Genomic DNA, 21296 nt, shown 5'->3' on the forward strand with positions numbered 1-21296 from the left:
CCCATACAGGATTTGTACACTGAACAAACATATTATAAATCTAATATAGTTGCAATAAAAATGTACATTATTTTATAAACAATATACTTAAGGTGCTACACAAACCAACGCTATGGTGGTTTAAGCCCATAATTTGCGTTATAACGTTTGTACAGTTCATTCTGTTGTTTGTAAGAGCTTACTCCCTTTCTGTCAAATACAGAAAGGCACTTATATTTTAGATCAACATTATTTTATAGCTTTACAAAACAAGGCGCCCCGGAAGGTTAATTTCCTGTTTGGCTGCTGAAGATAAGAAACAAAATGATAAAATACGCTTACTCCCGCCAAGGCTTCCTGCTGTTGCTGGCGCTGTTGCTTGCAGTGCCAGCTGCATGGGCACAGGCACCTGTTAAGCCCTCATCTTCAAAGGTGCTGCAGGACTTGAAAAAACTGAATGTACTCGGCTCTGTGCTCTATATAGCCGCGCACCCCGATGATGAGAACACCCGCCTGATAACTTACCTCTCCAACGAGAAGCTCTACAATACCGGCTATCTAGCCGTGACCCGTGGAGACGGTGGGCAGAATCTTATAGGGCCAGAGATCAGCGAAGGGCTGGGGATTATCCGGACACAGGAGTTGCTGCAGGCACGGCGTACAGATGGCGGCCAGCAGTTCTTCACCCGCGCCAATGACTTCGGCTTCTCCAAGGATCCTGAGGAGACTTTCACAATTTGGGACAAAGAGCAGGTGCTGGCAGACATGGTGTATGTAATCCGTAAATTCAGGCCCGATGTGATGGTGACGCGCTTTTCGCCGGAGCCTTCCGGAACGCACGGCCACCACACCAGCTCGGCTATTCTGGCAGCAGAAGCCTTCGACGCCGCCGCCGATCCAAAGCGCTTTCCGGAGCAACTGAAATATGTGGAGGTGTGGCAGCCGAAGCGCCTGTTATGGAACACAGGCGTATGGTCTTTTGGCAACCAAGCGGAGTTCGAAAAATATGTAAAAGAACTGCTGACGATAGATGTGGGTGCTTACAACCCGCTGCTGGGGAAGTCTTACGGTGAAATTGCCGCAGAGAGCCGCAGCATGCACAAAAGCCAGGGCTTTGGGGCCACAGGGTCGCGTGGCGTGGCACTGGAGTACCTGAAGCATACGAAAGGTGCCAGAGCAGAGAAAGAATTGTTTGAAGGTATAAACACCAGCTGGAGCCGGGTAAAAGGCGGTGAGAAAGTAGAAAAGTTAATTCAGAAAGCTATTGATACCTACAACCCCGCTGTGCCGGCTGCTGTAGTACCAACTTTGATTGCCGCTAAAAAAGAACTGGACAAGATACCTGAAGGCTATTGGAAACGCGTGAAGCAGGAAGAACTGCAGGATGTAATTCAGGAGGCGCTTGGCCTGTACCTGGAGGTCACAGCCAATGATTTCGCGGCAACGCCGGGCCAGCCGGTAAAGCTGCAGGTGGAAGCCATAAACCGTTCTGCCGTGCCTGTCACGCTGCAGCGCATTGGTTACAGCTTCGCCTCAAAAGACACTACTCTCAACAAACCCTTGCAGAACAACGAGCCACTCCTTTATAATGCCACTGCCACACTGCCGCAGGACATGCCGTATTCCCAGCCGTACTGGCTGCGCAAGCAGGGCACGGTGGGTATGTTTGCAGTAGAGAACCAGCAGGAGGTGGGTCTGCCTGAGAATGCACCCGCTGCGCAGGCTACTTTTACCCTGCAGGTGGCGGGCCAGCCGCTGGAGGTAAAGGTGCCGATTGTGTACAAGCGTACTGACCCGGTAGAGGGGGAGGTATACAGACCTTTTGTGGTGACACCCCCGGTATTTGTTAATATCTCGGAGAAAGTCTACATGTTCGCCAGCCAGGAGCCGAAGCAGGTGCAGGTGCTTGTAAAGTCAGGCAAGGATAATATAGCCGGTAACGTGAAGCTGCAACTGCCGCAGGGATGGCGTGCGGAGCCCGCTTCTGTGCCGTTTAACCTGAAGAGCAAAGGAGCAGAGTTACCTGTCTCGTTCACTGTATACCCGCCACAGGGGCAGCAGGAGGCAACATTACAGGCAGTGACCACAGTAGACGGTAAAAATTACTCCCAAGGCCTCAACGTCATCAACTACAGCCACATTCCGGCACAGGTGACGCTCCCGGATGCCAGGGCTAAAATAGTAAAGCTCGATTTGCAGAAAAAAGGGCAGAAGGTAGGCTATGTAATGGGTGCCGGAGACGATATCCCGACAAGCCTGCAGCAGATTGGTTATGATGTTTCGCTGTTACAGGAAGGCGATATGCGCCTGAGTAACCTGCAGCAGTTTGATGCCATAATATTAGGGGTGCGCGCCTATAACACCGTGGAACGCCTGAAGTTTTACCAGCCCACACTCCTGAAGTACGTAGAGAACGGCGGTAACCTGATTGTGCAGTACAATACCAACCACAGCCTAGTCATTCCGGATGTTGCCCCGTACCCGCTCAAACTTTCCCGTGACCGGGTAACGGTAGAAGATGCGGAAGTGCGATTGCTGCAGCCTGGGCACCCGGTGCTGAACACGCCAAACAAAATCACGCAGAAAGACTTTGATGGATGGGTGCAGGAGAGAGGATTATACTTCCCCAATGAGTGGAGTGATAAATTCCAGGCAATACTTTCCTCTAACGACCCTGGCGAGCCCGCACGAAATGGTGGACTGCTGGTTGCGCCATACGGCAAAGGGAACTATATCTATACCGGTTACTCCTGGTTCAGGGAGCTGCCTGCTGGCGTGCCGGGTGCATACCGCCTGTTCGCCAACCTGATTTCCCTGGGCAACCATGCATCAGGGGCAAACGGTGAGGCAAAATCAAGCGCCAACAAGTAAAGGCTATAGCCCGGAAACAGTTATCCAATATCTTGCTTCCGGGCTATGGTTTCTCTAGCACCCAACCAATGAAAAAGAACACTACCCCACCTGTAGACACTGAAGAACCTATTGTGAAGCCGCCTTTTTTCAGCAGCTGGTCTGGCATGTATTGGCTGGTGCTGGGCAATCTCGCGTTCTTAATTGTACTGTTTTACATCATCACCAGGGTATATTCATGAGGCCCCTCGATTGGATTGTGCTGCTGGGCACACTTGGCTTCATTGTAAGCTATGGCGTGTGGAAAACGCGCGGAAGCAAAAACATTGAGGGCTATCTGAAAGGCGACAACAGCATGAAGTGGTGGACCATCGGTCTGTCCGTTATGGCCACGCAGGCCAGCGCCATCACCTTTCTTTCCACCCCGGGGCAGGCGTATGAAGACGGCATGCGGTTCGTGCAGTTCTATTTCGGGCTGCCCATTGCCATGGTGATTATCTCCATCACCATTATCCCTATTTTTTACAGGCTGAATGTGTACACTGCCTATGAGTTCCTGGAGAACCGCTTCGACCTGAAAACCCGTTCACTGGCAGCGCTGCTGTTCCTAGTGCAGCGTGGTCTGGCAGCAGGCATTACCATTTATGCGCCGGCCATCATCCTGTCTACCATGCTGGGCTGGAGCCTGACGGTAACTATTCTCATAATAGGCGTGCTGGTTGTCCTGTATACTGTTTCGGGAGGCTCTAAGGCTGTTAGCGTGACGCAGAAGCAGCAGATGGCTGTGATGATGGGTGGAATGATCATAGCCGGCTTTATGGTAGTCAGTTACCTGCCCGACAATGTCAGTTTTGGGGAGGCTGTGGCTGTGGCCGGCAAAATGGGAAAGATGAACGTAGTGGATTTCTCTTTTAACTGGGATGACCGCTATAACTTCTGGTCTGGCATAACAGGAGGGCTTTTCCTTGCGCTTTCCTACTTCGGGACCGACCAGAGCCAGGTGGCCCGTTATCTGGGCGGTAAATCTGTTGGAGAGAGTCGTCTGGGCCTGTTGTTCAACGGCCTGCTGAAGATACCGATGCAGTTCCTGATTCTGTTTATCGGGGTGATGGTTTTCGTGTTCTACCAGTTCAACCAGCCGCCGGTGTTCTTTAATGAGGTTGCTAAAAGCAAGGTATACGCTACGCCTTATGCCGAAGACCTTCGCCGGTTAGAGGGGGAGTATACCACTGCGTTCGGGCAGAAGCAGGAAGCAGTACATGGCTTGATAGCAGCCATGAAAGCGGAAGATGACGCTGCTGTTACGGTGGCCCAGGGCAAGGTAGATGCTTTAACGACAATCACCATGGAGGTTCGGGAAGAGGTGAAAGAAATTATCAGGCAGGCCACCCCTGAGGCAGAAATCAAAGACACGGACTATGTTTTCATCTCTTTTGTGATGAAGTACCTTCCGGCTGGTCTGGTCGGTTTGCTGTTGGCAGTTATTTTCTCTGCGGCAATGTCGTCGTCGTCGTCTGAGTTGAACGCGCTGGCCTCTACTACAGTGGTGGATATCTACAAGCGATCTATGAATCAGAAGGGCAGCGACAAGCACTATCTCGATGCCTCCAGGTTCTTTACTGTTTTGTGGGGAGCTATCGCTATTCTCTTTGCCACCTTTGCCTCGCAACTTGATAACCTGATTGAGGCAGTGAACATAGTTGGATCTATTTTTTATGGCACCATTCTCGGCATTTTCCTGGTGGCTTTTTACGTCCGCTATATCCGGGGAAACGCCGTGTTCATTGCCGCTGTGCTTGCAGAAATGGTGGTGCTGTACTGCCACTACTACACAGACATTGCCTTTTTGTGGTTCAACGTAATTGGCTGTGCCTGCGTAGTGCTGTTTGGCTTCATTATACAGGCGCTGATAGGAGGGAGAAACATTAAGAAATAAGCACTGTTACAAAAGTCGCAGCAGCCAGGTAGGCTGCAATGCTGTTTTGTTGCTCTGTGCTTGATTCTTGTTTCCTCAATACCAGCAAAGATGGGTATGTTTGAATAAAATTTATCGCAAAATCTACATTTAGTAACTTTGCTAGGCATGCTACATGTATGCTTCAGAAAAGGGTATTTATTTCTAAACATTCAAAACAACAATGGGGAAAATCGGTATTCTGGCTTGGCCTGGTTTTTCAACTAGAAAAATAAACCCATACAACTATATCTTATATAGTAGTATGAAGCGTCAGGGATGCCAGCTTTACGAGTTCGATGCTACTTTAGGTTACTTTCTGAAGCACAGCCTTTCCCTTCATAAATTTCAGATTTTTCACATCCACTGGCCCACCCACGTATTTTTTAGAGAAAACAAACTGAAAGTCAGACTCAGGATAAAAGCGTTTTTTGCTTTTATAAAATTTGTACAGCTATTTGGAAAAAAAGTAATCTGGACGGTACATAACCTGGAGGCGCATGAGAGCAGATTTCCTGACCTGCAAAAGAAGCTCGATGAGTTCCTGTATAGAAAAGTAGACGGATTCATAAGCCTGAACAAACATGGATTGGACCTGATAAAGAAGAAAGCCAGAGACCATGCTAGGCAGAGTTTCTCATATATTGCTCATCCTCATTATAGAAAATATTACCGGAATAATGTTAGCCGGCAGGATGCACGAAATGCGCTGGGAGTACCTTCGGACGATTTTGTGTTTCTCTTTTTGGGGCAGATCCGTGGCTATAAAAATGTGACAGGGCTGATTAAAGCCTATAAGAACTTAAAAGGGGGCAAAACTACTTTGCTCATAGCTGGCAGCGTACATCAGGATACGAAGGCAGAGTTAAGGCAGTACTTAAAAAATACTGACAGCATCTTGTTTACCGATTCTTTTGTTAAAGACGAGGAACTGCAACTGTATTTTAACTGTGCCGATGTAGTTGTAACGCCTTATAATAAAATATTCAATTCCGGTTCGGTCTTCCTGAATCTGAGCTTTGGTAAACCAACTTTGGCTCCGGATGTCAGTGCCTTGGCTGAGATAAAGCAATTAGTTGGGCCTCGTTGGTTAAAGACCTACAAAGGGCAGATTTCTGCTGAAGTGTTGGAGAAATACATGGCAGAGGTAATCAGTGAATCTTCTGATATAGCTGCAGCGTCTCCCAATATCGATTGTTTTGATCCTGATACTATCGCCAGGGAAACAATAGCCTTTTATAATGTTGTGTTAGAGCACAAAAACCTTCCTGCGGATAGTAAGCTGTTATATAACCATGCTTGATTAAGCTACCTCGGTTTCTGTGCGGCAATTATATAAACTAGGCTGCCGCCTGCTGACACATACTCCTCGTTCTGTAGTTTTTGCTTCAGGGTAACTTTGTTGTAGAGCAATGTCTGCCAATAGGCGTCGAACTTCTCTTGCTGGCCACCGCCTGCCATATAGTAGTTCAGGTTGTCTTGGTAATCATAACCCATCGCCTCAGACTCTATCCATTGCAGCATCTGTTCCACGCGCAGCATTTTTTCCTGCGTATCATAGGGTGGAATGATAGAAAGGGCCTTGTCAGAAATCCACACTTTAATGTCTTTTAAACCGGCTTTCAGGAAGAGGTCCGGTATCACGTCTCCCAGTGAATTGAAGCCTTCACCCAATTGCTTTTTCCCTTTCTCGATGCGAAGCTTCACTTCCAGCACGTCAAGCATGCCCTCCACGTTATAATCAGTTTCTCCGTAGCGATCAAACATCAAATTTGGCACGAGATTGTTTGGCTCCAGTGCAAGCACCCAACCGCCTGGCTTTGTTACACGAATCATTTCCTGAATAACGCGCTGCGGGTTTTTCACGTGAATCAGCAGCGTTTGGCAAAGCGTAACATCTGCTGTGTTGTCGGGTAGGGGAATCTCTGTGGCATTGCCAACTTTGAATTCATAGCTGATGCTGTTGCCAGAGTACTGGCTCTGCGCCCGCTGCCGTGCCTCTTCTATATACCCAGGCTCATAATCCACGCCATACACTTTGCCACCGTCAGGCATGTACTTCGAGAACTTAAAGCCCATCATGCCCTTGCCGCAGCCAATGTCCACTAATGTTCCGCAGTATTCAATGTACAGGCGCTGGGCCAGGAGTTCCAGATAATCCTCGTTCCACCAGTACTCGCGCGCTGGTCCTAAATGCTCTTCTGAATGCTGTTTATCTTCTTGCAATTGTTTTCTTTCTAAAATAAACGGGATAAAAAAGCCTCCGGGAGTAACTTCCCCGGAGGCTTTTTATACGATAAAAGTGGATGAAGCTTTACTTCTGCTTTTTCCAGTCAGCAATTGCTTTTTGGTTCAAGGCTACATAATCCTGGTTCTGGGCCTTTTGTGCCTCTGCCATCGAACGCTCCGCTGTTTTCACAGCGTTCTTATAGTCTTTAAGCTGCGCCTCAATTTTGGCCTGTGTGTGCAGGTTCCAGAATTTAGCGTCTTTTTCGTTGGCTTTTTTGATCCAGGTCAGCGCCTGCTTCAGTTCACGGTTTGTCTGAAGGTAATAGCTGGCTGCTGCGGCATATACATTAGGATCAGCGTTGGCATTGTCAATGGCCTCTTTCTTAATCTGGCTCATCACCTTGCTGTCTACATCTGTCTTGATGGTGAACGGTACAATGGTGTTGTCCCACAGTATCTCCACATCGGCTGCATCGGCTTGCAGGTTAGCAAAGTTAATGGTAAAAGACTCTACCTTACGCGGGTTCTGCTGTGGCTTCACAGTAAAACGTGCCTGGTCTTCCTCCTGCTTGTAAGCAGCCACGTTACCTCCCAGCTTGGTATTTTTAGAAAGGATAACAGTCCACTCGTTCTGGTTCGGAATAGTCAGGATGGCATATTCACCGGCAGGAACCTGCTTTCCTTCGATGGTAACATCATCCGTGAACTTAATAACGGTAGAGTTATTAGCCCCTGTGCGCCATACCTTGCCGTAAGGCACGAGGTCACCGAAAACAGTGCGGCCTTTTACTGAAGGGCGTGAGTAATCTACAGAGACAGTGGAAAGCCCTACTGCCTGTTCTACTTTTTGAGATGGGCTTGCGGCTGGCATTTTGATGCCCTGTGCCTGCGTTGCTCCTGCACCAAATAGCAGGGCAGCAGAAAGTACAAAACCAATAAATGTTTTCTTCATGATAAAAACCTATTAAAATAAGGATGTTTTGATGCTGTGAAATTACACATTTAATCATGATTTAGCCAATCTATTTTGTTGTATGAGATACCTGCCACACATGGCCTGTCTTATAAGGAGTAGTCTTCAATTTTATATCATGATTAAAGCTTAATAAGCCCCTTCACATGGCTCTGCTTACCTTCTGTACTCCTGGAACAATATAGAAGGAATCTGGCTATAGTTGCCTGTCGTGTCAAATGTCATTTTTCATTTCTTATAATCTTTTGTACCTTGGCCTGCATTACACGGGGTGCTTAACAAAATGTTAGGCTGAGAAGATACCCGAAACCTGATCTGGATAATGCCAGCGTAGGAAATGTAAGTCTGCTTAGCACTTTATTCAGTGCTTTCCCGCCATTCCCTATCTGCTTTGTATAGTCAGGATATTTTAACCTAAAATTCCTGCTGTGAGAAATCTCGAAAAACAAAAATTTGATCTCGTAACGAAGGATTTACGAAAGTGGCAAGGCCGTAAAGAGTGGTTCTTTAACAGAGACCATACCGATACCTATGAGCTTTGGTATGAAGGCCGGTACAAAAGAGCCGAAGTCTGGCAGAAGAAAGTAATTGGCCAACTTATTAGCAAAGACGAACGTGTAAAGACCCTGCTGGAATTTGGCTGCGGAACAACCCGCTTTACCAGATGGTGGAAGGAAATAGGCATTGAAGCCAGCGGCGGCGATATTTCTCCATTTATGCTTGGGCAAGGGGTACATCTTTTTGATGGTGACCTTGTGCTGGCTGATTCTCACCATATGCCCTTCAAAGACCACACATTTGATGCTTTAGCCTTTATCACCACCTTTGAATACTACGAAGACCCTGTAAAGGTCATTCGTGAAGCTGTGCGGGTAGGCAAATACGGCATTGTGTTCGGAATGATGAACAGGAACTCACCTAAGGTGGCCAGAAGAAGGATTCAGGAATTGTTTGGCAAGAACCCCTTTTACGTGACTGCTACCTTTTATACCCCACAAAAACTAATCGCAGTCATTCAGGAAGCACTTCAGGGAAGAGAATATACAATAGAATGGACAGCTACCGGCCTTCCTAAGTGGTTTCCGGTGCAGCAATGGAACCAGCCCTATGGCGATTTTTTTGGTTTACATGTTCGGCTAAATGATGTACAATGAGCGCGTTTAAAGATAATTCAGGAAAAATAGCCGGTTCAACATTTAAAGATGTGCTGCTGCCGCACTGTGGTTACAGCCGGGAAGAAGTGCTAATGGGCCCTGCTTTTGGCGTAGATACCGCCGTCATTGATTTAGGAAACAACCTGGGGATGGCTGTATCCAGCGACCCGCTTTCGCTCATACCCTCCATCGGCCTCAAGGAATCGGCCTGGCTTTCCGTCCATCTGCTAGCCAACGATATGGCCTCCACCGGGTTTGCTCCCATGTACGCGCAGTTTGTTCTAAACCTGCCGCCCAGCCTTTCTTTGCAAGCCTTCGAAGAATACTGGAGCTACATGCATCTCTTCTGCAGAGACATAGGAGTGTCCATTACTGGTGGGCATACCGGCCACATAGAAGGCCAGAACTCAACCATATTAGGCGGAGGCACTATGTTTCTGACAGCTCCGTTGAGAAAAATCATAACAAGCAACAAGGCTGAACCCGGAGACATAATAGTAGTAACCAAGGAAACCGCTCTTGTAGCCTCTTCTATATTAGCTATGAGTTTCCCTGAGACGGTGAAAAGAAAGTTGGGCAAAGAAGTCTATGAGATGGGCTGTAAAAACTTTTACCAAACCTCTTCCCTGAATGATGCCCTGTCTGCTACTGAGGTGCTCCAGCACAATGTGGAGATAAAAGCCATGCATGATGTGACGGAAGGAGGCGTAGTAGGAGCTATATGTGAGATGGCAAAAGCATCAGGCTGTGGTTTCAGAATTGAAGATAAGGCTATTCCTGCAGGAGAAGCCCAGCGCCAGATAACCCGTTTTTTCGATATTGATCATCGTTTTTGTGTGGGTGCAGGCTCCATGATAATGGCAGTGAAAAGGGGCAGGGAAAGTGAGTTAATCAGCCACCTTCACTCAAAGTCAATAAAAGCAACTGTCGTTGGTGAAATGACTTCTCAGGAAGAGGGATTCAGAATCATTGAAAATGATGAAGAAATAGACCTTGTCTTTGATGGAAAGGACCCTTACTGGGAAGCATTTTTCAAAGGAATAAAAGGAGGTCTAAAATGAGGAGGTGTTCAAATTCCATAGGGGGAGTATACCTTGTATTGGATCCGGGTATGGATAAAGCAACGCTGCTGCACAGGTTAAAAGAAGCGTTGGAGGGAGGAGTCAAAATGCTGCAGGTTTGGAATAACTGGCCTGCTTCTTTCAACCTATCAGCTAAGCAGGACCTTATACAAGCCATCGTGCATGCTGCCTCCGCTTACCAGATACCGTTGCTGATTAATGAAGAGTGGGAGCTGCTAAAAGGCTCAGGACTGGCCGGTGTTCATTTCGATAAAATTCCTGAAGATTATGAGGCTATAAAGGCTGAAATCGAAAGAGAGTTTATTTGTGGCATTACCTGCAGCAATGGTTTGGAAGTGATTCACTGGGCCGAGCAGAACCAACTGGACTATATTTCATTTTGCTCTATGTACCCATCTGGTTCAGTGGATAGTTGTGATATTGTAAGTCCTGGAACGGTAAAAAAAGCTAGAGAAATCACTCAAATACCGTTCTTCCTTTCAGGAGGGATAACAGCAGATAACCTGATTGAACTCAAAGAACTTGATTTTGCTGGTGTTGCTGTTATTTCAGGAATTCTGAATGCGGAGTCTCCCAGAGAGTCCACTTTTGCTTATAAAAATGCTTTAACTAATTTAAATTCTAAGAAATGAATGCATCGCTTCTAAAAAAACTGTGCTGCCCCATTGACAAGTATGACCTTGTATCTAAGGTTTTTGTAAAAGATGAAGCAGGAGAAGTAATAGAGGGTCTACTTACATGCCCGGCTTGCAGAAGATACTATCCCATTGTTTATGGCATACCTATTATGACGCCTGACGAATACAGAGAACAGGCACTTGAGGCCCCTATTCTGCAAAAGTGGGGTTTAAGTATAGAGAAAGCAGATGCTGAAGTTTTCTTGCTGAAGGAGTAATTATATTGTAGAACGTTATTACCGGAAGCTTTTGCCCACGCTAAAGCCGAACCGGGGAATCACGCCCACGCCCGGTGTTCTGGATTCTTTGTCAGGAGAAATGAAAGGAGTGAAAGCCACCCGCACTAAAAGGCCCCCGCGCGGCACCTGGTACCGGAAACCCAACCTGGCAAAATACATGCTCTGTAGCAGGTCCGGGTCATCGGTTAAGCGGCGTGTGTAGCCTAAACCACCTTCAAAGTGCTTTCGGTTGTTTCCCACCAAGGCCATTAGTTCTAAAGGCATAACAGGGTATAGCGTCTTCTCATCCTCCAGAAAAAAAAGGTTGGTGCCAAGGCCTACCCGTGCAGCGGTTTTAAACTTTTCCCGCTGGTAAAGCACCCGGTCATAGTTAAAGGAGTAGACATCGCTGTTGCCACCGACTTCTACATAAAAGGCACTAAAGGCTTTAAAATTCTGGGTAAACTCCTGTGCGAACAGCTGGCACGGAAGCAAAAACAGGAGAAGGCTGAGGGTGGAAAGTGCCTTCGGTTTAAAATACGGCATAAGAAGAATATGGGCGAAACGTCTGTTTTTGAAGAATTGGTATATCTACGCAGTTAGCACAAAGTAAGAAGTAAAAGTATGAAAATAAAAAACCTGCCGGCTTAGCACCGGCAGGTTTTTTTCGTATTGTGATGGCCTTTGAACTAGCTGAGTTCAAACTGTAGCCTCAGCAGGTTAGCATAGATGCCCTCAGGGTTCATGGAGAGCATTTCATGGGAGCCTTCCTCCACAATCTCTCCACCATCAATCACAAGTATTTTGTCTACTTTTCGAATCGTAGCCAGGCGGTGGGCAATCACGATGGTGGTGCGGTCCTGCATCAGCACGTCCATTGCCTGCTGCACCAACTGCTCCGACTCAGAGTCGAGTGCACTGGTGGCTTCGTCCAGTATCAGTATGGATGGGTTCTTCAGAATAGCCCTGGCAATAGCAATGCGCTGGCGCTGCCCACCCGATAATTTAATGCCTCGCTCACCTACCAGTGTTTCAAAACCTTCCGGGAAGGAAACCACAAAGTCGTAGGCGTTGGCTTTGCGGGCCGCTTCTATAATTTCTGCTTCTGTTGCCTCTGGCCGCCCATAGGCAATGTTTTCCCGAATGGTGCCGCCAAAAAGCAACACCTCCTGCGGCACAATGCCAATGTTGCCGCGCAATGTTGTCAGGTTTATGTCACGGATATCTTTCCCGTCCACGGCAATGCCTCCTCCGGATACATCGTAATAGCGCATTAGCAGCTGTACAATGGTGGACTTACCGGCACCGCTTGGGCCAACAAGAGCTACTTTTTCACCGGCTCTTACAGTAAAGTTGATGTCGTTGAGCACCTGCACATCAGTGCGGGTAGGGTAGGAGAAGGCAACCTGGCTATACACAATGTCACCGTGGAGCCTTGGTATCTCGCTCAGCGCCTTTATGCTTTTGTCGGTTGGCTCTTCCTGCTCCTGCAGTATTTCGAGTATGCGTTCCGTAGACCCGAGCGCCGTCTGCACTTTACCATAAATCTCACCCAAACCACCTACTGATGCACCAATGAAGACAGTATAAAGCACAAAAGAAATCAGGTCACCAGGTTCAATCTCGCCGTTGGCCACCAGTGTAGCACCATACCAGATTACCAGGATAATGCCGCCAAACAAGCCGATGATAATGAAGGTGATAAAGGCACCCCGGTAATAGGCAGCAGACAAGGCCGTGCTTACGGCTTTGCCCAATGTGGCTTTGTAGCGGGCTACCTCAAACATCTCGTTTGTAAAAGCTTTCACTGTATTAATAGCCTGCAGCGTTTCTTCTACAATAACGTTGGTGTTGGCCAGTTCATCCTGTGTCTTTTTAGAGAGGCTCTTGATTTTGCGGCCAAACACCAGCGCCAGCGCCACCAGCACCGGGAAGGTAGCCAGCATAAAAAGCGACAATTTGATAGAGACCCACATGATGATGATAACACCCACAAGCAGGGTGGTGGTTTGCCTGAAAAGCTCTGCCAGCGTGATAGACATGGCATCCTGTACCTGTGCCACATCCGTTGTGATGCGGCTCGTTATTTCGCCCACGCGCCTTTTCTCGAAGAAAGAGATAGGAAGCAGTACAAATTTGCTGTACAGGTCGCGCCGGATATCAGCTACGGCGTTTTCGCTTACCTGTGCAAAGAAGTATACCCTGAAAAAGGAGAAGATGCCCTGAAATATAATGACAGCAAAAAGCCCCATGGCAATCAGGTTGATGTCCTGCAGCAGCCCCTCTGCGTTCCCAATAGAGGAGTCCACGAGCTTGCCTACGAGGTAGGGGAATGCCATGAAAGTGAGACTGGAGAGCACCAGAAAGGCAAGACCAATGATGAACTTATACTTATAGGGTAGAACGTAGCTGAAAATCTGCAGGCCACGTCGAAAGCTCTCTTTGCTGATTTTTACTCTGCCTTCTTTGTCCTGCTCTCCGCCTGGCCCGAATCCGCGTTTTGCCATTAATAAAACTCTGCTTAAAATAGGTTATAGTACAGCCTCCGGCTCCTGAATGCTTTTGCTGTAAGGGGTATCTGTGGTATAACAGCAAAACTGTTTGAATGATGCCACAGCGCCCTAAAATCTTACAAAGGTAAGGATTCTGATGGACTTTGGTGAAGTATGAGGAAAGGAAAGAAAGGCGTTGATAAAGGTGCGAAGGGGAGTAGAACCTATTTCCTGTTATCGCCGCCGTGCATCATGCTGAGGTAGCTTTCGTAGCGAGTGAGGGAAATGTCGTTCTGGCGCACGGCCTCTACCACGGCACAGCCCGGCTCATTGAAATGGGTGCAGTTGTTAAAGCGGCACTGGTTCATACGCTCCCGCATCTCAGGGAAAAAATGACTAAGCTCCGCTGCCGGAATATCCACAATCCCCAGTTCCTTTATACCCGGTGTGTCTATTATATAAGTGTCCTCGCCTACCTCAAACATCTCCGCGAACGTGGTGGTGTGCACGCCTTTGTCAGAGAAGTCAGAAATCTCAGAGGTCTTCAGCTCCAGGTCCGGCACGAGTAAGTTAATAAGCGTGGATTTTCCTACGCCGGAGTGGCCGGAGAGGAGGGTGGTTTTGCCCTGGAGTAGCGCCTGCATCTCTTCAATACCCTCGTTGTCTTTGGCAGATACAGAGAGGCTCTCATAGCCCACCTGCTGGTACATATGGCTTATCTGGCGCTGGTACTCCCGGATTTCCTCATCATACAAGTCCGTCTTGTTAAAGACAAGTGTAGTAGAGATATCATAGGCCTCTGCGGTTACCAGGAAACGGTCTATAAACCCAAAGGAGGTGCGTGGCGACACCAGCGTGACAATCAGCAGGGCCTGGTCGAGGTTAGATGCGATAATGTGAGAATAAGCAGTTTTATGGGTAGACTGCCGTATGATATAGTTTTCGCGGTCTTCAATCTTGTTGATAACAACGGTGTCTTCCCCTGTGTCCTCTATATCAAACTCTACCCGGTCGCCCACTGCCAGGGGGTTACTTACTTTCAAGTCCTTTTGCTTGAACTTGCCACGCAGGCGGGCACGGTGCATCCTGCCTTCTTTGTCGCGCACCAGGTACCAGGAACCTGTTGATTTTACTACTACTCCTTTCATGCCATCTACTTTAGCAGTTGCTGTATGTCTGCCATGATTTTGGCTGTAGCCCCTGCCTGCTGTTTTACGTATCGTTTTTCGTTATCGGTTATTCTTTGCCTTAAAACAGGAGAAGTGTGCACCTTCTCAAACGCCTGCAACAGCTCTTCTGAATGGCGCACCGGAAAAGCACATTCCAATTCCACCAGCTCCTTTGCCTCCTGAAACTTGCTGTAACTGGGGCCAAAGAACAGCGGCAGCCCAAAAACCGCAGCTTCCAGCGTATTGTGCAGGCCTTTGCCAAAGGCACCGCCAATGTAGGCATACGTGCCGTAGCTGTAGAGCGAAGACAGCATGCCTATGTTATCTATCACCAGCACCTCATACCTGGCTACGTCAGCTTCCGTGGCCTGAGAAAATCGGATTGCACCATCACCAGCCACCTGCATTACACCGCTGATGCTGCTCTCATTTATCTCGTGCGGCGCAACGATAAACTTCATGCTGGAGCGGTACTTCCGGATGAGGGGCTTTAGCACCTCTATGTCAGCGGGCCAGCTGCTGCCTATCACGAACACCTGTTGCTGCTGCACAAAAGCCTCCACCAGTGGCAGGATTTTAACGGAGGCAGCTGTTTGCAGCACCCTGTCGAAGCGGGTGTCGCCTGCGACGCTTGCCTGCTGCACATTGATGCACCGGAGCAGTTCCAGCGATTGCTTGTTTTGTGTATAGATGTGGGTGAAGCGCTGCAGGATATCGCGGTAAAACCGGCCGTATGGCTTAAAAAACACCTGCTCACTCCGGAAAATGGCTGAAATGGAAAGCATTGGAATCTGCTGCTCCTGCAGTTGCTGCAGGTAATAGTGCCAGAACTCATACTTCACGAACACCGCCAGCTTTGGCTGCACCAACTGTATAAAGCGGGATGCGTTCTCCTCGCTGTCCAGGGGCAGGTAAAGAATGTAATCAGCGCCACTGTAGTTTTTGCGCACCTCGTAGCCGGAGGGGGAGAAAAAGGTCAGAAGGATCTTATATCCCGGGAAAGCTTGCTTAAATGCCTCTATCACCGGCCGCCCTTGCTCAAACTCGCCTAAAGAGGCGCAGTGAAACCACACCACCGGCGACTGGTTGGATTGCAGCATCTGCTGTAGCTGCTCAAACTGCTGTTCGCGCCCCTGCAGCATCAGTTTCGCCTTCACGTTAAAGGGTGCGGCCAGGGTGATGGCTGCTTTATAAGCTTTCAGGCCGATGTCGTAGAGTTGCTTCAATAGGTTTGTCGTTCAGGTGCTGTGTCAAATGCCGCCTTTCCCAAACGCGTCGGAACTGGTGTTGGCTATCACACATTTTCTGCTGCAAAGATAACGTATTGGCTTGTTTTGTGGCAGTTTAGTTTTGAGGAGAGGCGTCAATTAGTAGGCACTACTGCTGTTTCCTGCCTCCAGACAGCCTTGAATAAGTTAATAAAATTATACTTCTGAATAAAGCTGTGAGTCTATCCTGAACACGACATACTGTAAATACCTGTTTAAAAAAATTGCCAATGATGAATCGTTATTGAAAAATGTGATTCATCATTGGCAATAGTGAAATCATGAAAGCATGTTATCTGCTGATTGTTTTAAAAACCATCTCTGTCAGGAACTCGAGGAGTTGGCTGTCTTTGCTGTCTGAGATATTAGTGAGGGAGGGCAGATGCAGCGAAAAGAATTTTTGGGAGTGGGCCGTTTCTGCTACTGTGGAAACCAATGAAGCAGGAAACTTGTAGGCAGGGTTTATCTCTTTGATAATTTCTGCAACACGCTTACAAAAACGCTTATAGGAATAAAAAAAACCTTCTTTGTTGTTATCATCCACCTCTTTTGTGAGGTAAACCTTTGCAGATTCTGCCACCACAATTTTTTGCAGTGCCACCTCATTCACATGTACAAAATTCATGTCAAGTTCTACCTTTCCTGACAGGATGCCAATGGCAATCTTTAATCTTTCTTCTGCAGGCCCGATATTATTTGTAGCAAACACAAGGCGATATTCCAGCCAACTCCAGTACCAGGAGATCAGGTATGAGAGCAGCATATGCTTGCTCTCAAAATACCTGTATATAGTTGCCTCCGTTGTGCCTATCTTCTCTGCCAGCTTTTTAAATGTGAAAGACTCTAGTCCGAGTTCATCTATGAGCAGTATACTTTGTTCCACGATGTGCCGCCCTTTCTCAGACGTATCCGGATCTTTCAGGTAGACTTTCTCATCTACTTTAATTTTTAAGTTCGCCAGCAGATTTTTCATTCATTGTTGGCCTTATTGCAAAGAATGATCATAGAAATTCACGACACCGGTTCCCACGTCATACATGCCTCCGGCAATTCCAATCTCTCCGTTCTGAATCATTTCCTTCAGTATACTACTTCTGTTCTGGATATCATCTATCACTCTGTGGACATTTTCTTCAGCTACCTTGTCTACAAATTCTATATTTTTAGAGCTTCTGTCTCCATCGTAATCAACACCTTCAACAGAAGGCTTTATTTTATCTAAAAGCACTGTCAGGTTGCCGAGTTCTACATTATCGCAGGCACCTTTTATGGCTCCACAGCTTGTATGCCCTAAAACTACAATCAGCTTTGAGCCGGCTACCTTACAGGCAAACTCCATACTTCCCAATATATCCTCATTCACGATGTTGCCGGCAACCCTGGCATTAAAGATATCGCCCATGCCCTGGTCAAAAATAAGCTCTGACGAAGTTCGGGAGTCGATGCAGCTCAATATGATAGCAAATGGATTCTGACCTTTAGACGTTTCGCTTACCTGTTGTAAGAGGCCATGATCAAGCTTCTGATTGCTAACGAACCGCTTGTTCCCCTCTTTCAGTCGCTCCAATCCTTTTTCCGGCGTTATCTTTTCTTGTTGTTCTTTTGTTAGTGCTCTCATTTTCTTTTTGTTTTTATTAAAATGTATTGTTTCTATCTAGATTAGAACCTTACCTGCCCTGACATCTTCACCTTCCTCCACTTCTTTTATGGTTAAATTGATGTTCTTACTTCGGGCATTTTCCTTAAAGTCTTCAATAACCTCTTTCACATCCGGGTCAACATAGGCTGACTTGGAAAAGTCGATTTCAAGATCCACATTGTCGGGGAGTTTCCTTAGCGTCTGCAGGATGTTTCCCTTGTTCAGAAAAGATATCTCCTCTGCCAATACCATATAGTACTGTTGCCGGGCACCTTCAGTTTTGTCTTTGTACAGGTAATGTGAGACTTTGTAGTTATTGCGCAGGACATTAATTATCGCCACAGCCATGCCTATACCTATTCCGGTAAGTAGGTCTGTGAAAACAATGGCTACGATGGTTACAATGAATGGCAGAAACTGATTCCAGCCGCTTCTGTACATGCTTTTGAACAGAGCGGGCTTTGCCAGCTTAAATCCGACAATGATCAGAATAGCTGCAAGGCTAGCCAGCGGAATCATGTTCAGAACACTAGGAAGCAGGATGACAGAGACCAGAATGAGCACCCCATGAATAAGGGCGGCAAGCTTTGTTCTTCCGCCGGATTGAATGTTGGCAGAACTCCTGACGATTACCTGTGTTACAGGCAAACCGCCGATGAAACCTGAAACCATGTTGCCCACACCCTGCGCTACCAGCTCCCGATTTGCAGGGCTTATACGTTTGTAAGGGTCCAGTTTGTCTGTTGCTTCGAGGCACAGCAATGTTTCAAGACTCGCCACAATGGCTAAAGTGGCTCCCAGAAAGAGTACATCATAGGTGAGCACACGGCTGAAGTCCGGAGTGGTGAATTGCTGGAGGAAACCAGTAAAACTATCGGCAACGGGGAGTTCTACCAAATGGTTGATTCCCAGTGCCAGTTGCGGATATAAATCCCGGAAAACCACATTAAGTATAATGCCCAGCACCACAACAACCAGCGGCCCCTGTATGATTTGAAATATCTTATGCTTCTTTGTGAGCACCTGGTCCCATAAAATGAGAATAGCCAAAGACAGCACACTTATTATAACCGCCCCGGGCGTAATATAATTGAAAGCATTGAATAGTGAAGAAAATGTAGTGCCGCCATCAGGCTCAATGTAATGCACATTTCCCTCAAAACTAGAATCATAACCGAAGGCATGAGGAATCTGCTTGAGAATAATGATGACCCCGATACCCGCAAGCATTCCCTTGATGACTGAAGTAGGGAAGTAGTAGCCAATGCTCCCTGCCTTCAGGAAACCCAGTCCAAGCTGTATGGTACCAGCCAGCACAACGGCAGAAAGAAAAACCTCATAGTTTCCGAGGCTTTGTATCGCCTGCAACACGATTACAGCAAGTCCGGCCGCAGGTCCACTGACGCCCAGTTGCGAGCCACTGATGAGTGATACCACGATACCACCTACAATACCGGCAATAATACCGGAGAACAACGGTGCACCCGAGGCCATGGCAATACCTAAGCACAGCGGCACTGCCACCAGGAAAACCACAATTCCTGCTGGCAAATCGTTTTTGATTTCTTTCAGGCTGATCATTTTTTTAAATTTAAGTCATTAAGCTATAGTATTACTATTGTTATTAAATGTATGCATAATTTTTCCAATTGGTTTACTTTTTTTTGTGTTTTTTCCTGTTTTATACCTGTAACCCAGCTGCGGGTATAAAGTTCTGTTAAAAGCAGGGCTGTAAAAGAGACTAATTTTTGTAAAAAATCTGACGTACAAATGAGTCTTCAAACAATAGGAAGCGCATTCCGGTAACCCCTGAAAACAGGAAAGCCACTGCAGATGCAGTGGCTTTCCTGTTTTATTCCTAAAGATGGAGTGCTTAGTGTGCTCTGTTAGAGAGATAAGCAGAAACACCTTCTTTAGTGGCTTGCATGGCTTCTTCGCCTTCTTCCCAGTTAGCCGGGCAAACTTCGCCTTTCTCTTCGAAATACTGCAGGGCATCTATCATTCGAAGTGCCTCGTCGATGCTACGGCCAAGCGGAAGGTCATTTACTACCTGGTGGCGAACAACCCCTTCCTTGTCAATCAGGAACAGACCACGGTATGCAACAGGCTCGCCTACAAAAGTAACTTCACCTGCATCGTTATAGTCGTAGTGGCCAGCCAGTACATCAAAGTTCTGAGCAATTGTTTTAGCTGCGTCAGCTACCAGCGGATAAGTAACACCCTGTATACCGCCCTGGTTCTGTGGGGTGTTTAACCAGGCAAAGTGCGACATGTGTGTATCGGTGGAGCAGCCTACCACAGCCACACCCTTACGCTCGAAATCAGCTAATCTATCCTGGAAAGCAAGAATTTCCGTTGGGCATACAAACGTAAAGTCCATTGGGTAAAAGAAGAATAAAACATGCTTCTTGCCTAGGTATTGCTCCAGCGAAAAGTTTTCTTCGAATTCTTCACCGTTTACTACGGCTGTTGCTTTAAATGAAGGAGCTTTTTTACCTACTAATACTGCCATTCTTAAATCGTGTTAAAGTTAGAAAATCTATTTATTTGGTTTTTAAAATACTTACTCCCTTCCCCGGCTCCACCTTATTTCCCGTCAGTTGCACTGAGAAACCCCTGACTTCAAAGTTAAAGAGGTTCCGCCCCTGCAGAAACTCCTGCAGCAGCTGATCTAACTCCGCGTCTTCAAAATCAATTATTTCCTTTGTATTACTGCAGTAGATATGGCTGTGGACAGTGGTGTTGGCATCGAAGCGCTTTCCGCCCTCTTCTGACAGCACTTTATGAACAAGATTGATTTCTGCAAAAGAATCAAGGGTTTTGTACACTGTGCCTAACGAGATGCTGGGGTTAGCTGGTTTCAGATGCTGATACACCTCCTCTGCCATGGGGTGTTTTCCGTGCAGTTCCATCAGTGCCTCATACACTACAATGCGCTGGTGCGTCGCCTTCAGGCCGCTCGCCACAATGCGTTCCCGTATGGTATGCCGGCTTATGGTGTGCTGCATCTGTTGTTAGGAAAAATTCTTATTTCGTAATTTATGCTGCAAAGCTACGGCATAAATAATCCGCCTGCAAACAAGAGAGGCTATTTTAATGTTAAGACATGAATTAGGTGTCCTGAACCTGTTTTATAGGAGAAAGGAGTATGGCTAGCCCCTGATTCCGCTACATCATTGGCAGTATGCTTCAGGATTCTGCGTTTAAATAAAACACAAAAAAGCCCGTCTTTTAAGACGGGCTATATATTTGATAAATTTAATGTTGTTACAGAGCGGCAGCTGAAGACTGGGAGGTAAATACCCGGAAATACAACTGCTGAATTTCCTGGGAAGAGTCTGCTTCCAAGACCGAAGTCGGCGGAGAGGCTTTCAAATTTCTTGCTTCTACAATAGGCGCTAAACTGGGAGTCTTCAGTATTACGCCAGTAATGAGAAGAACAAAGAGGAGCAGCAGCTTGAAAAAAGATTGTAGGGTAAAAGTCTCAGCAGTTTGCATAGCGGGTTAGGTGGTAAGTTGGCCATCAAAAACTGACCTTCATGCTTGCAAAGTAAATACAAAGTTTCTATAAAAGAAAGTAAAATATTAATGTTTTACAATAAATTAATTTAT

General features: G+C 47.0%; 20 protein-coding genes and 1 riboswitch. Of the genes, 8 read left to right on the forward strand and 12 right to left on the reverse strand.

Translation table 11 applies throughout. From position 1 onward, the window contains the following. Positions 1–303: 303 nt before the first annotated feature. From ACFS7Z_RS10300 to ACFS7Z_RS10315, 4 genes are all read left to right on the forward strand, one after another. On the forward strand, positions 304–2850 hold the full coding sequence (locus ACFS7Z_RS10300) for a PIG-L family deacetylase (RefSeq protein ID WP_377484092.1): 2547 nt from the start codon (positions 304–306) through the stop codon (positions 2848–2850). Between the two features lie 68 nt (positions 2851–2918). Then, complete coding sequence (locus tag ACFS7Z_RS10305; RefSeq protein WP_377484094.1) at positions 2919–3071, forward strand: hypothetical protein; 153 nt, start codon at positions 2919–2921, stop codon at positions 3069–3071. Further along, positions 3068–4765 carry a sodium:solute symporter family transporter gene (locus ACFS7Z_RS10310; RefSeq protein WP_377484096.1) on the forward strand — a complete coding sequence of 566 codons (1698 nt, stop codon included), beginning with the start codon at positions 3068–3070 and terminating at the stop codon, positions 4763–4765. The genes ACFS7Z_RS10305 and ACFS7Z_RS10310 overlap by 4 nt, the downstream gene beginning before the upstream one ends. 607 nt (positions 4766–5372) lie before the next feature. Continuing rightward, entirely contained in the window at positions 5373–6086 is a 714-nt protein-coding gene (locus tag ACFS7Z_RS10315) for a glycosyltransferase (protein WP_377484098.1), read from the forward strand. A gap of 5 nt (positions 6087–6091) precedes the next feature. Here the strand turns inward: ACFS7Z_RS10315 and ACFS7Z_RS10320 are convergent, their stop codons facing one another. Next, on the reverse strand, positions 6092–7009 hold the full coding sequence (locus tag ACFS7Z_RS10320; RefSeq protein ID WP_377484100.1) for a class I SAM-dependent methyltransferase: 918 nt from the start codon (positions 7007–7009) through the stop codon (positions 6092–6094). Positions 7010–7097: 88 nt separating this feature from the next. Beyond that, complete coding sequence (locus tag ACFS7Z_RS10325; protein WP_377484102.1) at positions 7098–7964, reverse strand: DUF2911 domain-containing protein; 867 nt, start codon at positions 7962–7964, stop codon at positions 7098–7100. Between the two features lie 278 nt (positions 7965–8242). Next, positions 8243–8340: riboswitch (TPP riboswitch) on the forward strand. 73 nt (positions 8341–8413) lie between these two features. On the opposite strand from ACFS7Z_RS10325, the gene ACFS7Z_RS10330 reads away from it, so the two are divergent. From ACFS7Z_RS10330 to ACFS7Z_RS10345, 4 genes are read left to right on the forward strand one after another with little or no spacing between them, the layout of a single operon-like run. Next, positions 8414–9139, forward strand: a complete 726-nt coding sequence (locus ACFS7Z_RS10330) for a class I SAM-dependent methyltransferase (protein ID WP_377484104.1) — start codon at positions 8414–8416, stop codon at positions 9137–9139. Next, positions 9136–10200, forward strand: coding sequence for an AIR synthase-related protein (locus tag ACFS7Z_RS10335; RefSeq protein ID WP_377484106.1), 1065 nt, complete (start codon positions 9136–9138; stop codon positions 10198–10200). The genes ACFS7Z_RS10330 and ACFS7Z_RS10335 overlap by 4 nt, the downstream gene beginning before the upstream one ends. After that, complete coding sequence (locus ACFS7Z_RS10340; RefSeq protein ID WP_377484108.1) at positions 10197–10853, forward strand: thiamine phosphate synthase; 657 nt, start codon at positions 10197–10199, stop codon at positions 10851–10853. Before ACFS7Z_RS10335 ends, ACFS7Z_RS10340 begins: the two co-directional genes overlap by 4 nt. Beyond that, entirely contained in the window at positions 10850–11116 is a 267-nt protein-coding gene (locus ACFS7Z_RS10345) for a Trm112 family protein (protein WP_377484111.1), read from the forward strand. The genes ACFS7Z_RS10340 and ACFS7Z_RS10345 overlap by 4 nt, the downstream gene beginning before the upstream one ends. Positions 11117–11134: 18 nt before the next feature. Here ACFS7Z_RS10345 and ACFS7Z_RS10350 read toward each other — a convergent pair whose 3' ends face one another. The 10 genes from ACFS7Z_RS10350 to ACFS7Z_RS10395 form a co-directional block, all read right to left on the reverse strand. Next, positions 11135–11662, reverse strand: a complete 528-nt coding sequence (locus ACFS7Z_RS10350) for a hypothetical protein (protein WP_377484113.1) — start codon at positions 11660–11662, stop codon at positions 11135–11137. 143 nt (positions 11663–11805) lie between these two features. Then, on the reverse strand, positions 11806–13623 hold the full coding sequence (locus ACFS7Z_RS10355) for an ABC transporter ATP-binding protein (RefSeq protein WP_377484115.1): 1818 nt from the start codon (positions 13621–13623) through the stop codon (positions 11806–11808). Between the two features lie 209 nt (positions 13624–13832). Continuing rightward, on the reverse strand, positions 13833–14756 hold the full coding sequence (rsgA, locus tag ACFS7Z_RS10360; protein WP_377484117.1) for a ribosome small subunit-dependent GTPase A: 924 nt from the start codon (positions 14754–14756) through the stop codon (positions 13833–13835). A gap of 5 nt (positions 14757–14761) precedes the next feature. Further along, positions 14762–16003, reverse strand: coding sequence for a 3-deoxy-D-manno-octulosonic acid transferase (locus ACFS7Z_RS10365; RefSeq protein WP_377484119.1), 1242 nt, complete (start codon positions 16001–16003; stop codon positions 14762–14764). Positions 16004–16337: 334 nt separating this feature from the next. Further along, the gene (locus ACFS7Z_RS10370) at positions 16338–17018 is read right to left on the reverse strand and encodes a TetR/AcrR family transcriptional regulator (RefSeq protein ID WP_377484121.1); all 681 of its coding nucleotides are present in this window, start codon (positions 17016–17018) and stop codon (positions 16338–16340) included. A 12-nt stretch (positions 17019–17030) separates the two neighbouring features. Next, positions 17031–17663 carry a carbonic anhydrase family protein gene (locus ACFS7Z_RS10375; RefSeq protein ID WP_377484123.1) on the reverse strand — a complete coding sequence of 211 codons (633 nt, stop codon included), beginning with the start codon at positions 17661–17663 and terminating at the stop codon, positions 17031–17033. Between the two features lie 36 nt (positions 17664–17699). Continuing rightward, positions 17700–19265, reverse strand: coding sequence for a SulP family inorganic anion transporter (locus tag ACFS7Z_RS10380; RefSeq protein ID WP_377484125.1), 1566 nt, complete (start codon positions 19263–19265; stop codon positions 17700–17702). Positions 19266–19557: 292 nt separating this feature from the next. Beyond that, the gene (locus ACFS7Z_RS10385; protein ID WP_377484127.1) at positions 19558–20196 is read right to left on the reverse strand and encodes a peroxiredoxin; all 639 of its coding nucleotides are present in this window, start codon (positions 20194–20196) and stop codon (positions 19558–19560) included. Positions 20197–20227: 31 nt separating this feature from the next. Continuing rightward, a complete protein-coding gene (locus tag ACFS7Z_RS10390) occupies positions 20228–20692 on the reverse strand; it encodes a Fur family transcriptional regulator (RefSeq protein WP_377484129.1) in 465 nt (154 codons plus the stop codon). A 259-nt stretch (positions 20693–20951) separates the two neighbouring features. After that, the gene (locus ACFS7Z_RS10395; RefSeq protein WP_377484131.1) at positions 20952–21182 is read right to left on the reverse strand and encodes a hypothetical protein; all 231 of its coding nucleotides are present in this window, start codon (positions 21180–21182) and stop codon (positions 20952–20954) included. Between the last annotated feature and the right edge of the window lie 114 nt (positions 21183–21296).

The organism is Pontibacter toksunensis (assembly GCF_042686245.1).
Lineage (GTDB): Bacteria > Bacteroidota > Bacteroidia > Cytophagales > Hymenobacteraceae > Pontibacter > Pontibacter toksunensis.